Source organism: Streptomyces sp. CNH189 (assembly GCF_000527195.1).
This window is the reverse complement of record NZ_AZUS01000036.1, coordinates 1-16,259: the sequence shown is the minus strand read 5'-3', so window position 1 is coordinate 16,259 and position 16,259 is coordinate 1. Positions and strand designations below refer to the sequence as shown.

Sequence of the window (16,259 nt, the reverse complement as noted above, 5' to 3'; positions counted from 1 at the left end):
CACTTCAAGCCGCCCTTGGCGCGGTGAACGACCCGTGTCACTATTTCAGCAAGCCTCCCCTGCCCAAAATCTGTGCCTCGGCGGCGGATCAAGTACCGCGCCCACCGGCGTGCGGGCGAGGCCGAGTTCACGCCGGGCATGTGACGCCCCGTCCGGACGGAACCGTCCGAATACTCGCAGGACTTCGAGCGGCGTTCTTCACCCCTCTCCGATCCAGGCCTTCTCTCCACGGGGTTCATCCGACCGCCCGTGACGGCGTGGGAACCGAACCCGTGACGGCACGGGAGTTGACACCGGGCCCCGCGCCCGGCGCCGCCGACGGCCGACGGGCGCGCCAACCGGCCGCAACGGCCGGTTCCGGGGCAGCCGGGCCCTCATGGCCGGACCGGCAAACGAACCGAACCGCGCACTCCGGTCCCCTGCGCCGTGACGCCCGCGGGTGTTCCCCGAAGGCCTTGGAAAACCGAGCGCGAAGCGCCGCGGCCGCGCGTGCGGCCGGCCCCGCTGTCGTCCGGCCGGGCAGCACCGGGAGTGCGCGAAAGGCCCTTCACGTATAGAAGGCAGACCTAGAGAAAGTAGACCCCAGACATGCCTAGGCTGTGCAAGCCCGCGGTGAGTGCTCCGGAATACGTCATCACGATGGAAGAGACTCTGGAATTCGCCGAAAGAGTCCACGGTGGAAAGCCTCAGCTTCCTCTGGCGCTGCGGCTGATCCGGAACACGGGGGTGAAGAAGCGGCACATCGTCCAGCCCATCGAGAAGACGTTGACGCACCCGGGCCTGACGGAACGTAACCGCATCTACGAGGTCGAGTCCAAGAAGCGCACCCCCGAGGTCGTCGAACAGGCCCTGAAGAACGCCGACGTGACGGCACGTGACATCGACGCGATCATCTATGTGTCGTGCACCGGCTTCCTGATGCCGTCGCTGACCGCATGGCTGATCAACACGCTCGGGTTCCCGTCCGGGACCCGTCAGATACCCATCGCACAGCTGGGGTGCGCGGCGGGCGGGGCGGCGATCAACCGGGCCCACGACTTCTGCATGGCCCACCCCGGCAGCAACGTCCTGATCGTGTCGTGCGAGCTGTGCTCGCTGTGCTACCAGCCCGACGCGGACGACATCGGCTCGCTGCTGTCCGACGGACTCTTCGGCGACGCGGTCGCGGCCGCCGTGGTGCGGGGTAACGGGGGCGTCGGCATAGAACTGGAGCGCAACGCCTCCTACCTCATCCCGAACACGGAGGACTGGATCTCCTACTCCGTGCGCGACACGGGCTTCCACTTCCAGTTGGACCGCCGGGTGCCCGGGACGATGGAACCGCTGGCCCCGGTGCTGCGGGAGTTCGCCAAGGACCACAGCTGGGACGTCGGCAACCTCGACTTCTACATCATCCACGCCGGCGGTCCGCGAATCCTGGACGACCTCGCCAAGTTCCTCGACGTCGACCGCCAGGTGTTCCGTCACAGCTGGGCGACCCTGACCGAGTACGGGAACATCGCCAGCGCCGTGGTGCTCGAGGCCGCGCGCAGGCTCTTCGAAGAGGACACCCCGAAGCCCGACGCCACCGGCCTGATCGCGGGGTTCGGCCCCGGAATCACCGCCGAGATGGCGCTGGGCCGTTGGAACGTCGAGACACCTGCAGAGATGGACAAGAGCGTATGACTGGCCTCATCGTGCCGCCCGGCCACGGACGGAAGCTGATCACGAAGGCGCAGGAGGTGACCTTCAAGGCCACCAAGGCGCAGGGCTCCTCGGTATCGATCTTCGAGGTGGTCGTGCCGCCCGGGTTCGACGTCGGGGCGCACACCCACAAGGACTCGCAGGAGTTCTTCTACGTCTTGGAGGGGGAGCTGCAGCTCCTGGCGTTCGAACCGACCAGGCGCACCGGGGACTCCTGGCACGACTGGGAGTCCCCGGACGGCGACAAGGCCGTCCGGGCGGCCGAGGGCGCCTGCATGTTCGTCCCCTCGGGAGTCCCGCACGCGTTCAGGAACGCCTCGGACGCGCCGGCGCGCATGCTGTTCCAGTGCTACCCGTCGCCCTACCACGAGTACTACTTCGAGGAGATCGCGGAGATCTGGGCGGCCGGCGGAGCGGTGGACCCCGAGGCGGTGGAGCAGATGCGTCAGCGCTACGACGTCAGCCAGATCACCCCGCTCCGCTACGAACCCCCCACTCTTCTTCCTTCCCAGTCGTCGACCTCGGAGTGCGGAGCGTGACGGAGATGAGCAGCACGAACACGGTCCCCCTGGTTCACGCGAGCCTGGGCGAGCAGGAACTGGCGGCAGTCGCAGAGGTGTTCGCCTCGGGCTGGCCGGCCGGTCAGGGTCCGAGGGGCAAGGCGCTGGAAGCCCAGCTGAAGCAGCGTTACGGCGCCGGTGACGCGGTCATGGTGAGCAACTGCGGTGCCGCGCTGCACCTGGCCATGCTCGCGCTCGGCGTCAAACCGGGCGACGAGGTGATCGTCGCCGACTACACCTTCCCGGCGCCCGCCCACGCGGTGCGCTACGTCGGTGCGACGCCGGTCTTCGCCGACGTGCGTGCCGACACCGGCACCGTGGACCCGCAGGCGGTGGCGGACCTGGTCGGCCCGCGGACCGTCGGCGTGATCGCGGTCGACACGCTCGGTATGCCTGCGGACTACGCGCCCCTGCAGGCGATCGCCGACCGTCACGGGCTGTTCGTCGTCGAGGACGCCGCCTGCGCGGTCGGCGCGACGTACCAGGGGCGTGAGGCGGGAGCGCTGGCCGAGGTGGCCTGTCTGTCCTTCCACGGGCGCAAGGGGGCCACGAGCGGTGAGGGCGGTGCGCTGATCGCCACCGACCCGGCGGTCGGGGCGGACGCGAGGCTGCGGTCGTCCTTCGGCATCGGAAGCATCTTCGACCAGGCGCAGGTCGTCGGCCTGCCGATCCCGGAGTTCACCGAGATCGGCTACAACTTCAAGCTGTCCGACATCGCCGCGGCGATCCTGCAGGTGCAGATCGGCCGGATCGGCGAGCTGCTGGAGCGCCGCCGGGCCGTCGCAGCGCGCTACGCCGAACTGCTGGCCGACGAGGAACTCCTCACGCTCCCACAGGTGCCCGAGGACCGCACGCACGCCTGGCAGTCCTACATGGTGACCCTGGATCACGCCGTGGACCGCGGCGCGGTCGCCACGGACCTGCGCGCCCAGGGCATCGGCTGCGGGCACGGCACCTGGGCGACGCACGTCCAGCCCGTGTTCGAGACGAAGCAGACGTGCCCGGTCTCGGCGGACCTCTTCCGCCGCAACCTCGCCATACCCATGCACGCCGAACTGAGCGCGAACCAGGTCGAACGAGTCGCCGAGACCCTCCGCGCCGTGCTGCGCACCCACACGTCCTCCGGCCGGCGCGTCGCACAGGGCGCGTGACCCGGTCCCGGGGGCTCCGGCCGTTCCGCGGAACGGCCGGAGCTCTTGGGACCGCCGCCCGGCTCGGCTCGGCCGGGAGTCGAGCGGTGCTTGAGATGGTGCCCATACGCTCTCGGCACTCCCGGGACGGTTTCCGCCGCCATCGCGCCGGCCGCCGGGGCGCCGTGAGCTCCGGACGGGCAGCATCGGCCCCGGGGCCCACCCGGCCCGATGGCACCGACCGGCCCCGCACGGCCCCCCGCACAGTGCGCCGTTGACCTCGCAGCGTGCCTGAAGGAGACAGTCCCATGAAGGGCTCCATAGCCTACAAATCGATACAGAAGCGCGGTCTGCACATCGGCCTGTTGCCAGAAATGGCCGCGGCCGTCAACGGGTCGACGCCGATCACCCTGGACCACGACCTGGACGTCCTGCCCGAGGCGGGACGGCGCCTGACGGTGTCCCGGTACGCCGGCCACGTGGACGACCTCGCGGGCCGCCTGTGGGCGGCCGGTGTCCGCCCCGACGAGCACGTGGTGATCCACAAGACGCACAACGCCGACATCTGGATGCTCGCCGCCGCGGCGTCCCGCATCGGGGCAGTCGTGGTGATGCTCTCGCCCGCCCTGGACGCCGGGACCGTCGGCGCCCTGATCCAGAGGGTGGGCCGGCCGAACCTACTCACCGATGTGCACAAGCTGGACAAGCTGGCCGAGGTCCCGCTCGCGGACCTCACCGCGCGGGTGATCACCGTGAACGGCGACCGGCCGGGAGCGGTCTCACTCGCCGGGCTCGCCGATGCGCCGCGGGTCAAGCCCGTGGTCCGGCCGATCGACGCAGCCGCCGTGATCACCCACACCTCCGGCACCACCGGCATCCCCAAACTCGTGGTGCACACGCCCCGCACCCAGGGCCTCCGGCTCCTGCCGCAGTGGCGGCTTCTCTCCCTGATGCGGAAGAAGGAGACCGTCGCGATCCACGTCCCCTTCGTGCACTCGCGGATGGTCGCGGCGATGTCGCTGGCGCTCCTCAAGGAGTTCCCGGTCCTGCTTCTGAAGGAGTCTGACCCCGCCGGCGTCGCCGAGCAGTTCATCGAGCACCGGCCCGTGCTCGTCGAGGCGCTTCCCAACTTGCTGATGGACTTGGAGCACCTCGCCGAGGACCCGCGCATGCCTTTTGGGTCGGTGAAGGTCTTCAGCAGCACGTTCGACGCGATCCACCCCAAGACGATGAGCCGGCTGCTCGACGCCTCCAACCGGCGGGGGGCCCTGTTCTTCCAGATCTACGGGCAGAGCGAGGTCGGCCCGGCCGTCGGCCGCGCCTACTTCCGCGGTTCCGCCCACAAGGCGAACGGACGCTGCGTCGGCTGGGCCATGCCGAAGGGTGCCGCGAGGGTCCGCGTGGTGAGCCGGGACGGCAACCCCCCGTCCGAGCAGAACCCGGGTTTCATCGAGGTCGCCTGGGACGGGCTGGCGAAGACCTACTTCGCCGAGCAGGAACGGTACGACTCCAACCGCAAGGGCGACTGGTGGCGCACCGGCGACGTCGGCTACCGCACCAGGTTCGGCTGCCTGCACATGCTCGACCGGGAGGTCGACATGATCTCCGGGGTGCGCAGCTCCCTGGAGGTCGAGGACGTGGTGCTGGGCAAGCTGAGCGAACTGAGCGAGCTGGTCGTGGTGCAGGGTCCGAACTCCGAGCCGGTCCCGGTGATCTGCACCGTCGACGACGAGCCGCTGGACCGGGACCGCTGGCGCGCGGCGGTCGCCGACTTCCCTCAGCTGGCCGATCCGGTCCAGATACCGCAGGCCGAACTGCCCAGGACCGCCACGCTGAAGGTGCAGCGGCTCGCGCTGGCCCGCCGGTTCCAGGAGCAGCTCGAGGAACGGGCGTGACCCGTGACCAGCCCACCGCCCCGGCGGTGGAACCAACCGATTCGAAAGGGACCATTACCTTGACACCGGAAGCCACGCTTGCCCGATTCCGCGAGTACATGGTGGGACCCTCGCGGTTCATGAGCCTGCTGTCCTGCTTCGAGCTCGGCATCGTCGACCGGCTCCGCGAGACCCCGGGCCTGACCGCGGTGGAACTGGGTGAGGCCACCGGGGCCAAGCCGGATGCCGTGGAGCAGCTCCTCTTCCTGATGGTCAAGGAGGGCTTCGTCGCCCATGACGAGGAGTCCGGCGGCTACCGTCTCGACGCGCTGGCAGGTGTCGCCGAGAACGACCTGAAGCGGGCGCTCGCGTACATGAACCTGATCAAGGTCACGGCGCTGCGGCAGCTCTTCTACCTCACCGAGAGCGCGCGCACCGGCACGATCGTCGGCCTGAAGGAGCTGTACGGCGCCGAGGGCACCCTGTACGACGCCGTGGCCGACCACCAGGACCTGAACGACGCCTGGCTCAAGTTGATGAACACCGTCACCGCCAACATCGACCCCTGGTTCTTCGGCAACATCGACATTCCCTCCGGCGCCCGGGTGCTCGACCTCGCCGGCAACACCGGCCTCGGAGCAATCCACACCTACCGGCACAAGCCGTCCCCCGGCCTCCGGGTGACCACCTTCGACCTGCCGGAGAAGGAAGCGGAGTGCCTGGCGAACTTCAGGGCCGAGGGCCTGGAGGAGCACCTCTCCTTCGTCGGCGGCAACGTTTTCGACGAGATCCCCAAGGGGTTCGACGTTGTGCTGATCAAGCACTTCCTGGACATGTTCGACAAGGACGACGTGCTCAGAATCCTGAAGGGCGTCAACAAGTCGCTCGAGGTCGGCGGGCAGGTGAACATCCTGGTGCCGGTGTACCCGGAGAACATCAAGGAGACCGACAACTACAACGTCGACTTCTTCCCGGCCTTCTTCATCGGATGCACCATGGGACAGGGCGGCCCGCAGAAGCTGTCGGTCTATCAGGGCTGGCTGGAGGAGTGCGGGTTCAAGGTGACGAAGGCGATCACCAAGAACGCCGCCGAGGTCCCGCCGGACGTCATCCCCGTCCAAGCCATCCTGAGCGCGACGAAGGTCGCGTGACCGACCGGGTCCGGACCGTTGCGAGAACCCTTGGTGACCGCCGCCGCGTGAGGCGGTGCCGACGCGGCCGGCAGGGCACCGCCGGGGGCGCAGAACTCCTGCCTGCACGGCCCGCCCGCCGGGCCCCGGGAGAGCTGCGCCCTCTCTTTCCATGCGCGCCGGCGCCCGCTCGGACAGCTCCGAACGACAGATCACGTAACCAGAGGAGATCACGGTGACCAACTTGATGCTGCTGCCGGACGGAATGCGCCGCTGGTCCCAGAAACAGGGCATCTCCCTCGACGACAGTTACGCGGCAATGACGGACAAGCTCGTCGAGTTCACGGGCTGGGCCAGGGAGGAGGGTTTCACGACCTTCTACGTCACGGTCTCCTCCGTCGCGAACTACAGCCGCTCCGAGGAGCAGGTGACCACGGCCATGAACGCGTTCACCGAGGTGGTGCGACGCTGTCACGACACCCTCAACTTCAACTACTCCGGAACGCTCGAGGTCGTGCCCGAGCGCTGGCTGACGGAGCTGGAGGCGCTGCGGGCCAAGTCCGACAGTCAGTCGGACTTCACCCTGCACTTCATCATGGGCATGTCCCTCGCTCACGAGGTGATCGGCATCTTCAACAAGTTCAACGGGAAGATCCCGGCCCTGACCGAGGAGCTCCTGGCCGCCAACGCCTACGTCCCCGAACCGGTCGACTTCCTCATCCGTCCCGGTGGGCACGTGCGCATGTCGTCCTTCTACCCGCTGATGTCGCCGTTCGCCGAGATGTACTTCTGCCCCACCCTGCTGAACGACATGACGCGGGCCGACTTCGACGTCGCCCTCGAGGATCTGCGGGAACGGGACCGGCGCTACGGCCTCTACCCGGTGTGAGCCGCCACCGGTCCGCGGTCCTCGGGTCCTGCCGGCCTGCCGGCAGGACCCGAGCGCGTCCGGATGTCCGGGTGTCCGGAGGGCGGAGCGCCGGGAGCGCCGGGAGCGCCCAGCGCCCGTCCCCGGTGATCCCCCTCTTTTCCCCGCTCTTCAGAGCACCGTCCAGTACGAATCTCATCTCACTTGAAGGCCACTGGAGCAGGGCACCGACGGCACCGATCGGCCTTGCGCTCGCCAGCTATTGCGGGCAAGAATACGGGCCAATCGGTTTGGTATTGCAGGGCCGGTCGCACTGTTTTCCACGAAACGGGGACCTGCTCGCAAAGGCGCCATCGAGGCCGGTGGGCCCGGACATGCCCCACTCGGGGAACACGGCGAATATCCGCTGGTTCGCCGGGACCGCTCGTCATCGAGAGCGGGCGGCGGCATTTTCAGTGGAAGCCATTCCTGACGTTTACTGCTTGGAGGACAGGTGTCCGGGGAAACCGACGCGGAAGAACTCTGCTCGGCCATCGAGGAAACGGCCCGACTGGTGGGCGCGCCCTGTTCGCGTGAGAAGATCTGGCCCATCCTGACCGAGTACCGGAGCGGTTTCGCCGAGGGCGGGGTCGTCTTCAGCGCCCAGGCCGGCGAGAACCACGCGGGTGAGCTCGATTACGGCCTCGCGGTCCCTCCGAGGATCGACGACCCGTACGCCCACGCGCTGGCGCACGGCTTCGTCACCGAGACCGACCACCCCGTCGCCGCCCTGCTCTCGGACATCCGGGAGCGCTGCGCCGTCACCGAGCACTTCGCCGACTGCGGAGTCGTCGGCGGCTTCCGGAAGCTGTACGCACACTTCCCCCGCGACCTGCAGAAGGTGTCGGAGATCGCCGACATCCCGTCCATGCCGCGCGCGGTGGCCGAGAACGTCGGCCTCTTCACCCGCTACGGCCTGGAGAACGTGGTGATGGTCGGGGTCAACTACAAGAACAAGACGGTGAGCCTGTACTTCCAGTTCACCGCGGAGGGCCGTCCCCGGCCGAGTGCCATCCGGTCGATGCTCGGCGACATCGGGATGACGGAGCCGAACGAGCGAATGCTGGATTTTGCCTCCAATTCATTCAGGGCCAACATCACTCTCAGCTGGGACTCTCCAAAGATCCTGCGGGTCGCCTTTGCCCCTCCTCCAGGCGCCGGCCTGAACCTGTCGACGGTTCCGATTCCCACGGGACCGCACCTCGAAGACTTCGTGACACGCGCTCCGCGAGCCTACGACGGCGAGCGAATGAACCTTTTCGCCGTCAAGTGGACGCAGGACAAGGAATTCCTCGAGGTCTGTTCTTACTACCAGCTTCCGGCCGGGTACGAACCCATTCGACAGATGGAGATTCACAAAGAACAGGGATAACAGGCGCTGCACTTTCCCGGCGGCGCCGAAGAACCTGGACGAAAACGTACGGAACGCTCGACGCCGCAGCACCCGCACCACCGTCAACGCCTTCGGGCGCGGTCTGCCACCGGATCTCGTTCCGGGCCGCAGATCTCTTCTTGAAGAAGGGACACCATCCATGACGACGTCCGAGCGCTCCTCTGTCTCAGACTTCTCACCGCGGCGCAGGTCGCTGCTGATCGGCAGTGCCTCGGCCGCGGCCCTGGCCACGCTGGGGAGCACCGGAACGGCCGCCGCCGCCGGCGCCGCGGATGAGCCGCCGACTGTCGACTTCGACTTCGACAACGGCAACTTCATCCGGGACCTGATCATCACCAGAGCCGGTGGCGTCTTCCCCGAGGAAGGCGTGATCGGCCCCATGGACGCGTCCGTCTACATCTGGATCACCAGCCTGTTCCAGCTGTCGTGGTTCGACGCGCTGGCGCCCTACCACCCGACCGCGGTCGGCATCCACTCCCGGATCGCCCGTCGCCCCGCCGGCGAGGCCGCCACCAACCGGAACAAGAACATCGCCGGTCTGTACGCCGCGCTGCGGGTGCTGGAGGGCGTGTTCGAGGAGCGGGTGCCGGTCATGCGGGCCGGGTTCACCGCGGCCGGCCTGGACCCCGACGACCGGTCGGAGGACCCGACCACTCCGATCGGCATCGGCAACATAGCCGGCAAGGCCGTCGTCCGTGCCCGCGCGAACGACGGCATGAACCACCTGGGCAACGTGGGCCGCAAGTACCACGGCAAGCCCTACGAGGACTACACCGGCTACCAGCCCGTGAACTCCCCCTACAAGCTGGTCAACCCCTCGAAGTGGCAGCCGGCGCTCCATCCCCACCAGCGCCGCGTCGGCGGGGGCCCGGGCGACAAGGGCATCTGGGTCATCCAGGCGTTCGTCACCCCGCAGTTGGCCCTGGTCAAGCCCTACACCTACCGGAACCCGGGGCAGTTCACGGTTCCCGTGCCCGACCACTCCACCCACACCAACGTCCGCAAGTACAAGCAGTCGGTGGACCAGATCCTCGAGGCGTCGGCCACGCTCACCGACGAGAAGAAGCTGATGGCCGAGTGGTTCGACAACAAGCTGGCGGGCATCGCCCTGGCGCCGAGCGCCGCGGCCCTCAGCCACGACCTGGACCTGGACGGCTGGTGCCACCTGTACGCGGTCACCGCCCTGGCCCGGCTCGACGACCTGATCGCCGCCTGGCACTGGAAGACCAAGTTCAACTCCGTGCGGCCCTTCACCGCGGTCCACCACGTGTACGGCCGCAAGAAGATCAGCGCCTGGGGCGGCGTCGGCAAGGGCACAGTCCATGACATGCCCGCCAACGAGTGGTCGTCCTACCTGCCCGTCGGTGACCACCCGGAGTACATCTCCGGTTCCACCACGCTCTGCTCCGCGGAGGCGCAGGCGGCGCGGCGCTTCCTCGGCGACGACGTCCTGGACTGGACGTACTCCTTCCCCGCCGGCTCCGGACTGACGGAGCCGGGGCTCGTGCCGGCGAAGGACACCGAGCTGCACTGGGACACCTGGACCAGGTTCACCCGGGACTGCGCGGACAGCCGGGTGTGGGGCGGCGTGCACTTCCAGACGACGGTCGACAGGTCCATCGAGTGGGGCGCGCAGTTCGGCGACCGGGCCCACCAGTTCCTGCAGCGGCACATCAAGGGCGAGGTCAGCTGATCTGGCTGCGGCGGCGGGCACCGGCACACGCCCGCCGCCGCACGGCGCCGGCGGGCCGAGACCATGTCACAGACCGGCCCGCACAACCGTCTTAGGAGATGAGGCCTCAGCCCACTCGACACAACGTGAACCAGGAGATGATCATGGCAACAAGCGCAGCCCCTGCTGCCGGGCCCAGCTCGGGGGCGGCCGCGGACCCGAAGCGGTGGCTGATCCTCGCCGTCGTCTGCACCGCCTACCTCATGGTCGGCCTCGACTTGACGGTGATGAACCTCGCCCTGCCGTCGGCGCAGGAGGCGCTGGAGTTCACGGACGCGGACCGGCAGTGGATCGTGACCGCCTACGCGCTGCCGTTCGGAGGCCTGCTGCTGTTCTTCGGACGGCTGTCCGACCTGTTCGGCCGCAAGGAGACCTTCCTCATCGGGCTGACCGGCTTCGCGATCGCCTCCGCCGTCGGCGGTGCCGCGAACAGCTTCGGGATGCTGGTGACGGCCCGCGCCTGCCAGGGCGTCTTCGCCGCGATGCTGGCACCGGCCTGCCTGGCCCTGCTGACCACCACCTTCACCGACCCGAAGGAGAAGGCCAAGGCCTTCGGCGCCTACAGTGCGGTCGCGGCCAGCGGTACGGGTCTGGGCCTGATCATCGGCGGTGTGCTGACCGACGGCCTGAGCTGGCGCTGGTGCATGTACGTCAACCTGCTCTTCGCCGGGGTGGCGTTCGTCGGCGGCATCGCGCTGCTGCACAAGCAGCCCAGGACCGGCGCGCGGATGGACCTCCCCGGTGTGCTGCTGGGAACAGGCGGCATGTTCTCCCTGGTCTACGGCTTCTCCAACGCCGCGGACGACAGCTGGAGCACCCCCGGGACGTGGGGCTTCCTCGCCCTCGGCGGTGTGCTGCTGGCCGTGTTCGCGTTCTGGCAGACGCGCGCCGCGCAGCCGCTGCTGCCGCCCCGGATCGTCCTGGACCGCAACCGCGGCGGCGCCTACCTCGCCGTGCTGTTCGTGGGAACCGGCGTGTTCGGCGTCATGCTGTTCCTCATCTACTACATGCAGACCGACCTGGATTACTCGGCCATCGTCTCGGGTGTCTCGCTGCTGCCGCTGATCGTGCTCACCGGTGTGGGCGCCAACGTGGGCGGCGTGAAGCTGATGCCGAAGACCGGCCCCAGGCCGCTGGTCACCGCCGGCCTGCTGCTCACCGCGGCCGCCATGGCCTGGCTGACCCGGATCGGTCCGGACTCCGGCTACGCGACGCACCTGCTCGGTCCGACCATGGTGGCCGGTCTCGGCATGGGTCTCATCTTCGCCGCGGTGCTGCGCACCGGTACCTCCGGCGTGGCCCCCGAGGACGCGGGCATCGCCTCGGCGTGCGTCAACACCGGCCAGCAGATCGGCGGTGCGATCGGCGTCGCCCTGCTCAACACGATCGCCGCCACCGCCACCACCGACTGGCTGAAGAGCAATGTGCAGGGGCAGCCGACACCGGAGCAGCTCTCCTCGGCGTCGATCGAGGGATACACCACGGTGTTCTGGTGGTGCACCGCCATCTTCGCCGCCGGCGCCGTCGTCAGCGCCCTGCTGCTGCGCGGCGGTCCCCTGCCGGAGTCCGAGGACACGCTCGCCGGCAGCCCCGCCGAGCAGCCGGAGACAACACACTCCTGACCCCGGGTCACCCCCGTACCCATCGGTCAGGTCCGTGCGGCCGGTGACGCCCGGGCTCGTCCCGGACGTCACCGGCCGTACCAAAGGCCCGCCGTCGTCGCCCTTCGACCGCGCCGTGCGAAGGCACCGCACCGGACCGGACGTCACAGCATGCGCACGGCGCTCTCGGCGTGCTGCTTGGCCAGGGCGAGCAGGGACAGGCACTCCGAGCCGAGTGCCGCCCGCACGTACTGGCGGGCCTGTGCGAGGCCGGCGCTCTCGCCGAGCACCGCGGCGATGTCCTCCTCGCGCAGCACGACGCTCTGCCTCCCCGTGACGGTCACCCCCGTCTCGTCCGGGACGACGGACCACTCGCCGGTGTGCGCCGACAGCAGGTCGGGGACCACGGTCCGCTTGTAGACGATGCGGCCCGCGTGCGGGAAGCAGATCCGCACCGACTCGGTGGTCTGCGAGCGGCGCCCGGTCAGCGTCTCCAACGTCACGCGCTGCACCCCGGGTGCGTCCTCGGTGAGACCGGCCCGCACGATGTGCGGCACCGTCCCGGCCCAGTCCCCCGCCCGGTACAAGAAATCGTAGGCCAGCTCGGCCGGGCCGTGGATGCGCACCGAGTCCTCGAAGGAAAGCGCCAGTTCGTCCAGGCGCGTCCACTGTTCGGCGAACCGCTTCAGGTCGGTGAGCTGCGTGCGAAGGTTCAGATCGGCGCACCACGCCGCCCACGCCACCTCGTCGGGAAGATCGCCGGAGGTGCTGAAGCCGTACTGCAGCTCGAGCTCGGCCTCGCGCGGCCCGTGGTCGCGTACGCTCAACGCGCCGGTGATGGATTGCAGCAGAGACGTGGAGCGCTCCTGCCAGAACTCGATGCGGCGCTCCACCGGGTCCAGGCGCCGCGACGCGGTCCACGACCTCAGCCGTCCGTCCAGGAGGGACCACACCCGCAGGCGCTCCCGCTCGCTGTCGAGCTCCAGGCGCTCCACGTGGACGCTCGCGGAGAAACAGAGCGGCAGCCTGACCGCATCGGCGAGCACCGCGTAGACCACGCCGGCGGGCGCCTCCACGTGCATGCGGTGCCTCGCTCTGCCCACATGCTCACCAGACATCTGAACACCTCTCTTCACAGCGCGCCGTCCGGGACGCGGACCGGGTCCGGACGGCAGAACGGGGACCCGGATCCGATGGCCGACGACGGATCAGCCGACGGGCGCCGGCCCCCGGACCAGCCTGCGGGCGATGCGGCAGGCCTGGCCCAGGAGCCGGGGCAGTTCGCGACCACCCCGTACGAAGAAGTGACGCCCTGGGCCGGTGCGCGACCGCACCGGCCCCGTGGTCCAGTGGCGCCGGCCGGCGGTTGTCGCGGGCCGAGCCGGGGGATTCTCCCGCGAGGCGGCGACCAGCACCTGAACGGTCAGCGGGCCGACCGGGGAGGGCCTGCGGACCGATTCCTGCAGGCGCGGGCCAGTTGCACGTCGGCGGCGGGACACCGGGAGGGCGGCACGGCCCCGGTCCCTTCCGTCCCCAGCGGGCGGCGTCGCCGGGTCCGGCGGACGACGGGCCCCGGGCGGTCCGAGGGGCGGGCGCGGCGAGGGACAGGCGCCGACGGCGAGCAGCGCCGGACCGGGCAGGCGGGCCTCATGCAGGGCACGGGCCGCGGCGAGCGTCACCATCGCACCGGGTCCGTGCCCGTGCAGCGCGTACGGGCCGGGGTGCGGGGCGGTGAGCTGCGGCAGGACGTCGGCGAGCAGGACCCGGTACGCGGTTGTCGGGGTTTCGGTCCGCCGCCTTGTGCGGCCCGGCGGGGGGACCGGGGGCGGCCGCACACCGGGGCCGGCGATCGCCGCCCAGTCGTCGAGGACGGAGAGGTCCTCACCGGAGTGTGCGAAGCAGTGCAGTCGCACCGGCTCTTGGTCCGCCATGCCGTCCTCCCTCACGCACACGCCCGATGTCACGGGGCAGACCTCAAGATTCACAGACAGCCGTGAACCGCGCCGCAGACGGAGGGCCGCGGCCGGGATTCCGGGCCGCCGCAGGACTCCGGTACGGCAACGGATGCCTGGGCAGGATCCGCCGGACGGGCCTAGGCCGCGTACCGGTCGAAGGTGGAGCCGCGGCGCGGACCGGCCACCACGTCGAGTTCGGGATCGACGGCGAGCATGGCCTGGTGCAGGCGCTGCAACTGCGGCGAGGGTTCCACTCCGATCTCCTCGATCAGTCCCGTCCGCAGCTTCCGGTACACGTCCAGGGCGGACGCCTGCCGTCCGGACCGGTACAGGGCCACCATCGCCTGGGCGTGCAGGCCCTCGTGCTGGGGGTGACGGGCGATCAGGTCGGTGAGTTCGGCGATCAGTTCCGCGTGCCGGCCGAGCCGCAGATCCGCGTCGATCCGCCGCTCGATGGTCATCAGCCGGGACTCCTCCAGCCGCGTGACCTCGATACTCAGGACCGAACCGAGTCGCACGTCCACCAGCGCGGGCCCCTGCCACAGGGCGAGAGCCTGCCGGAAGCAGCGGGCGGCCCTCTCGTCCTCGCCCTTCTCGAAGGCCTCCTTACCCTCGGCGACCAGGCGCTCATAGGTGTACACGTCCGCGGACTCCGGCGGGATCTGCAACACGTAGCCGCCGTGCCGGGTGGCCAGAACGTCCTTCGCCGCGCCCGGCGCGCCGGGTCCCATCGCCGTACCGAGGTAGCGGCGCAGCTGCATGATGTACGTCTGCAGCGTGGTCATCGCGCTCTGCGGCAGTGCCGTTCCCCAGATCTCCTCCATCAGCGTCGAGACGGACACGACACGGCTTGGATATAACGCGAGCAGAGCAAGGATCTGTCTGGGTTTCCCCGCGGTCGGGACGATCGAGTCTCCGTTCACGACTGCGGACAACGGACCCAAGACCTGGATCTCCATGGTTCCCTCCGTTCGTCGTCGGGCACCGCCGATGGCGGAAAGTCGTCGGCGATGCTGCACGCTAGCCGTACCCCGGTCGGAGGCACCGGTTTCTTCAGTGGCATTCGAGCAATCCTCGAAGGACGGGGAACGGGGAGGGCGGGTCCGGGAGAAACGCGGGGGCGAGCGCCCCGGGTCCCGGCCGGGAGAAGCGGGCCGTGCAGGGAGCGTTCCCCGGTCCGGGCGTCTCGCCCCGGGGCACTTCCGGCTTCTGCCGGAGCCTTCTGCCGAGAGCGGGGCCGCACGGGGTCGGTCCCGGTGAGCATCGGGCTCCGGCCCTGTCCGTGAGGACCCGGGCCCCTACGGATCGGGGTGCGTGGGCCGTGCGCGCGCCGGTGCGGGGACGGCCGTTCGCGGCTGTGTGCCGGAGCACACCAGTGTCCTCAGGTGCCGCCGGTCGGCGAACCGTGGCAGCAGCAGCTCCCAGAACCGGGTCATGTTCTGGTGGGACAGCCAGGAGGCGTCCTTGGCGCCGAGCACTTCCAGGCCCACGGTCGCGGCCACGACGACACGGGCGGCGTCGGCCCAGGAGACCCCCTCGGCGAGCACTCCGCCGCGCTCGGCCCGGCGGAGGCCGTCCTCGACCCAGCGCTGCCACTCCTCCCGCAGCGGGGACCTCACACGGCGCGCGATGTCACCGGCGAGTTCGAAGCCGCCGCGGACCATGACGTCCTGGGCGAGGGCACTCATCAGCTCGTGCGAGGCGTCCACGACCGCCTGGAGCGGGTCCCCCTGACGGGCCTGTGCCGCCTCGGTGATCCGGCGGATGCTCTCGGCGGCCTCCGCCTCGACCGCCTCGGCGAGCATGCTCTTGTTGGCGAAGTGGAAGTGCAGTGCCCCATTGCTGACACCGGCCCGTTCGCTGATGGTGCCCAGGGACGCGGGCACGAAGCCCACCTCGGCGAACACCTCGGCCGCTGCCCGTATCAGCGAACGCCGCGTGCGCGCGGCCCGCGCCTGTTTGACCATGTGCCGCCTCCCGGACAACGCGACGCCGAATGCCGACGCTGAAGCCTCCCCAGAATAACAAACCGCGTAGACGGTTTATACATAGCCGGGGAAAACTTTGCCGGATCATGCCGGAGGGGCCGTCCGGTCGGACGGCCCCTCCGGCGGTGTCCCGTGTTACTTGACCGGTTCCGGTTCGGGCGTGCTGTGCGCGTCCGTCGTGCCCGCGGGAGGTTCGTCGTCCGCGGCGGAGGTCTTGACGGACTCCAGCAGCAGCTGGGCGACGTCGACGACCTGGATGGACTCCTTGGCCTTGCCGCCCGCGGCGGAGCCGTTTTCGGCCGCGGC

General features: G+C 69.5%; 13 protein-coding genes. 9 read left to right on the top strand and 4 right to left on the bottom strand.

Translation table 11 applies throughout. From position 1 onward, the window contains the following. Positions 1–639 precede the first annotated feature (639 nt). The 9 genes from B100_RS0132565 (at position 640) to B100_RS0132525 (ending at position 12,031) form a co-directional block, all read left to right on the top strand. Positions 640–1,665 carry a type III polyketide synthase gene (locus tag B100_RS0132565; protein WP_024888530.1) on the top strand — a complete coding sequence of 342 codons (1,026 nt, stop codon included), beginning with the start codon at positions 640–642 and terminating at the stop codon, positions 1,663–1,665. Then, positions 1,662–2,222, top strand: coding sequence for a cupin domain-containing protein (locus tag B100_RS0132560; protein WP_024888529.1), 561 nt, complete (start codon positions 1,662–1,664; stop codon positions 2,220–2,222). Before B100_RS0132565 ends, B100_RS0132560 begins: the two co-directional genes overlap by 4 nt. A gap of 5 nt (positions 2,223–2,227) precedes the next feature. Next, on the top strand, positions 2,228–3,394 hold the full coding sequence (locus tag B100_RS0132555; protein ID WP_024888528.1) for a DegT/DnrJ/EryC1/StrS family aminotransferase: 1,167 nt from the start codon (positions 2,228–2,230) through the stop codon (positions 3,392–3,394). A 287-nt stretch (positions 3,395–3,681) separates the two neighbouring features. Beyond that, a complete protein-coding gene (locus tag B100_RS0132550; protein WP_024888527.1) occupies positions 3,682–5,268 on the top strand; it encodes a class I adenylate-forming enzyme family protein in 1,587 nt (528 codons plus the stop codon). 98 nt (positions 5,269–5,366) lie between these two features. Continuing rightward, positions 5,367–6,398 carry a methyltransferase gene (locus B100_RS0132545; protein ID WP_024888526.1) on the top strand — a complete coding sequence of 344 codons (1,032 nt, stop codon included), beginning with the start codon at positions 5,367–5,369 and terminating at the stop codon, positions 6,396–6,398. Positions 6,399–6,612: 214 nt separating this feature from the next. Beyond that, positions 6,613–7,266: an undecaprenyl diphosphate synthase family protein gene (locus tag B100_RS0132540; protein ID WP_024888525.1), complete on the top strand. Its 654-nt coding sequence runs from the start codon at positions 6,613–6,615 to the stop codon at positions 7,264–7,266. A gap of 472 nt (positions 7,267–7,738) precedes the next feature. Beyond that, complete coding sequence (locus B100_RS0132535) at positions 7,739–8,656, top strand: aromatic prenyltransferase (RefSeq protein WP_024888524.1); 918 nt, start codon at positions 7,739–7,741, stop codon at positions 8,654–8,656. 160 nt (positions 8,657–8,816) lie between these two features. After that, entirely contained in the window at positions 8,817–10,370 is a 1,554-nt protein-coding gene (locus tag B100_RS0132530) for a DUF6851 domain-containing protein (protein WP_051490119.1), read from the top strand. A gap of 143 nt (positions 10,371–10,513) precedes the next feature. Continuing rightward, positions 10,514–12,031 carry an MFS transporter gene (locus B100_RS0132525; RefSeq protein WP_037723968.1) on the top strand — a complete coding sequence of 506 codons (1,518 nt, stop codon included), beginning with the start codon at positions 10,514–10,516 and terminating at the stop codon, positions 12,029–12,031. Positions 12,032–12,174: 143 nt separating this feature from the next. Here B100_RS0132525 and B100_RS0132520 read toward each other — a convergent pair whose 3' ends face one another. The 4 genes from B100_RS0132520 to B100_RS0132505 all read right to left on the bottom strand — a co-directional run bounded on the left by B100_RS0132520 (position 12,175) and on the right by B100_RS0132505 (position 15,932). Continuing rightward, complete coding sequence (locus B100_RS0132520; RefSeq protein ID WP_024888521.1) at positions 12,175–13,128, bottom strand: aromatase/cyclase; 954 nt, start codon at positions 13,126–13,128, stop codon at positions 12,175–12,177. A 90-nt stretch (positions 13,129–13,218) separates the two neighbouring features. Continuing rightward, positions 13,219–13,941: a hypothetical protein gene (locus tag B100_RS0132515; protein ID WP_024888520.1), complete on the bottom strand. Its 723-nt coding sequence runs from the start codon at positions 13,939–13,941 to the stop codon at positions 13,219–13,221. A gap of 161 nt (positions 13,942–14,102) precedes the next feature. Next, positions 14,103–14,924: an AfsR/SARP family transcriptional regulator gene (locus B100_RS0132510; protein ID WP_024888519.1), complete on the bottom strand. Its 822-nt coding sequence runs from the start codon at positions 14,922–14,924 to the stop codon at positions 14,103–14,105. Positions 14,925–15,263: 339 nt separating this feature from the next. Continuing rightward, entirely contained in the window at positions 15,264–15,932 is a 669-nt protein-coding gene (locus B100_RS0132505; RefSeq protein ID WP_024888518.1) for a ScbR family autoregulator-binding transcription factor, read from the bottom strand. Positions 15,933–16,259: the final 327 nt, after the last annotated feature.

Bases quoted from the DNA above. Each gene is read 5' to 3' on its own strand.
- B100_RS0132505 (WP_024888518.1), bottom strand. From the start codon at position 15,932: ATGGTCAAACAGGCGCGGGCCGCGCGCACGCGGCGTTCGCTGATACGG.
- B100_RS0132510 (WP_024888519.1), bottom strand. From the start codon at position 14,924: ATGGAGATCCAGGTCTTGGGTCCGTTGTCCGCAGTCGTGAACGGAGAC.
- B100_RS0132515 (WP_024888520.1), bottom strand. From the start codon at position 13,941: ATGGCGGACCAAGAGCCGGTGCGACTGCACTGCTTCGCACACTCCGGT.
- B100_RS0132520 (WP_024888521.1), bottom strand. From the start codon at position 13,128: ATGTCTGGTGAGCATGTGGGCAGAGCGAGGCACCGCATGCACGTGGAG.
- B100_RS0132550 (WP_024888527.1), top strand. From the start codon at position 3,682: ATGAAGGGCTCCATAGCCTACAAATCGATACAGAAGCGCGGTCTGCAC.
- B100_RS0132545 (WP_024888526.1), top strand. From the start codon at position 5,367: ATGGTGGGACCCTCGCGGTTCATGAGCCTGCTGTCCTGCTTCGAGCTC.
- B100_RS0132530 (WP_051490119.1), top strand. From the start codon at position 8,817: ATGACGACGTCCGAGCGCTCCTCTGTCTCAGACTTCTCACCGCGGCGC.
- B100_RS0132560 (WP_024888529.1), top strand. From the start codon at position 1,662: ATGACTGGCCTCATCGTGCCGCCCGGCCACGGACGGAAGCTGATCACG.
- B100_RS0132565 (WP_024888530.1), top strand. From the start codon at position 640: ATGGAAGAGACTCTGGAATTCGCCGAAAGAGTCCACGGTGGAAAGCCT.
- B100_RS0132555 (WP_024888528.1), top strand. From the start codon at position 2,228: ATGAGCAGCACGAACACGGTCCCCCTGGTTCACGCGAGCCTGGGCGAG.
- B100_RS0132525 (WP_037723968.1), top strand. From the start codon at position 10,514: ATGGCAACAAGCGCAGCCCCTGCTGCCGGGCCCAGCTCGGGGGCGGCC.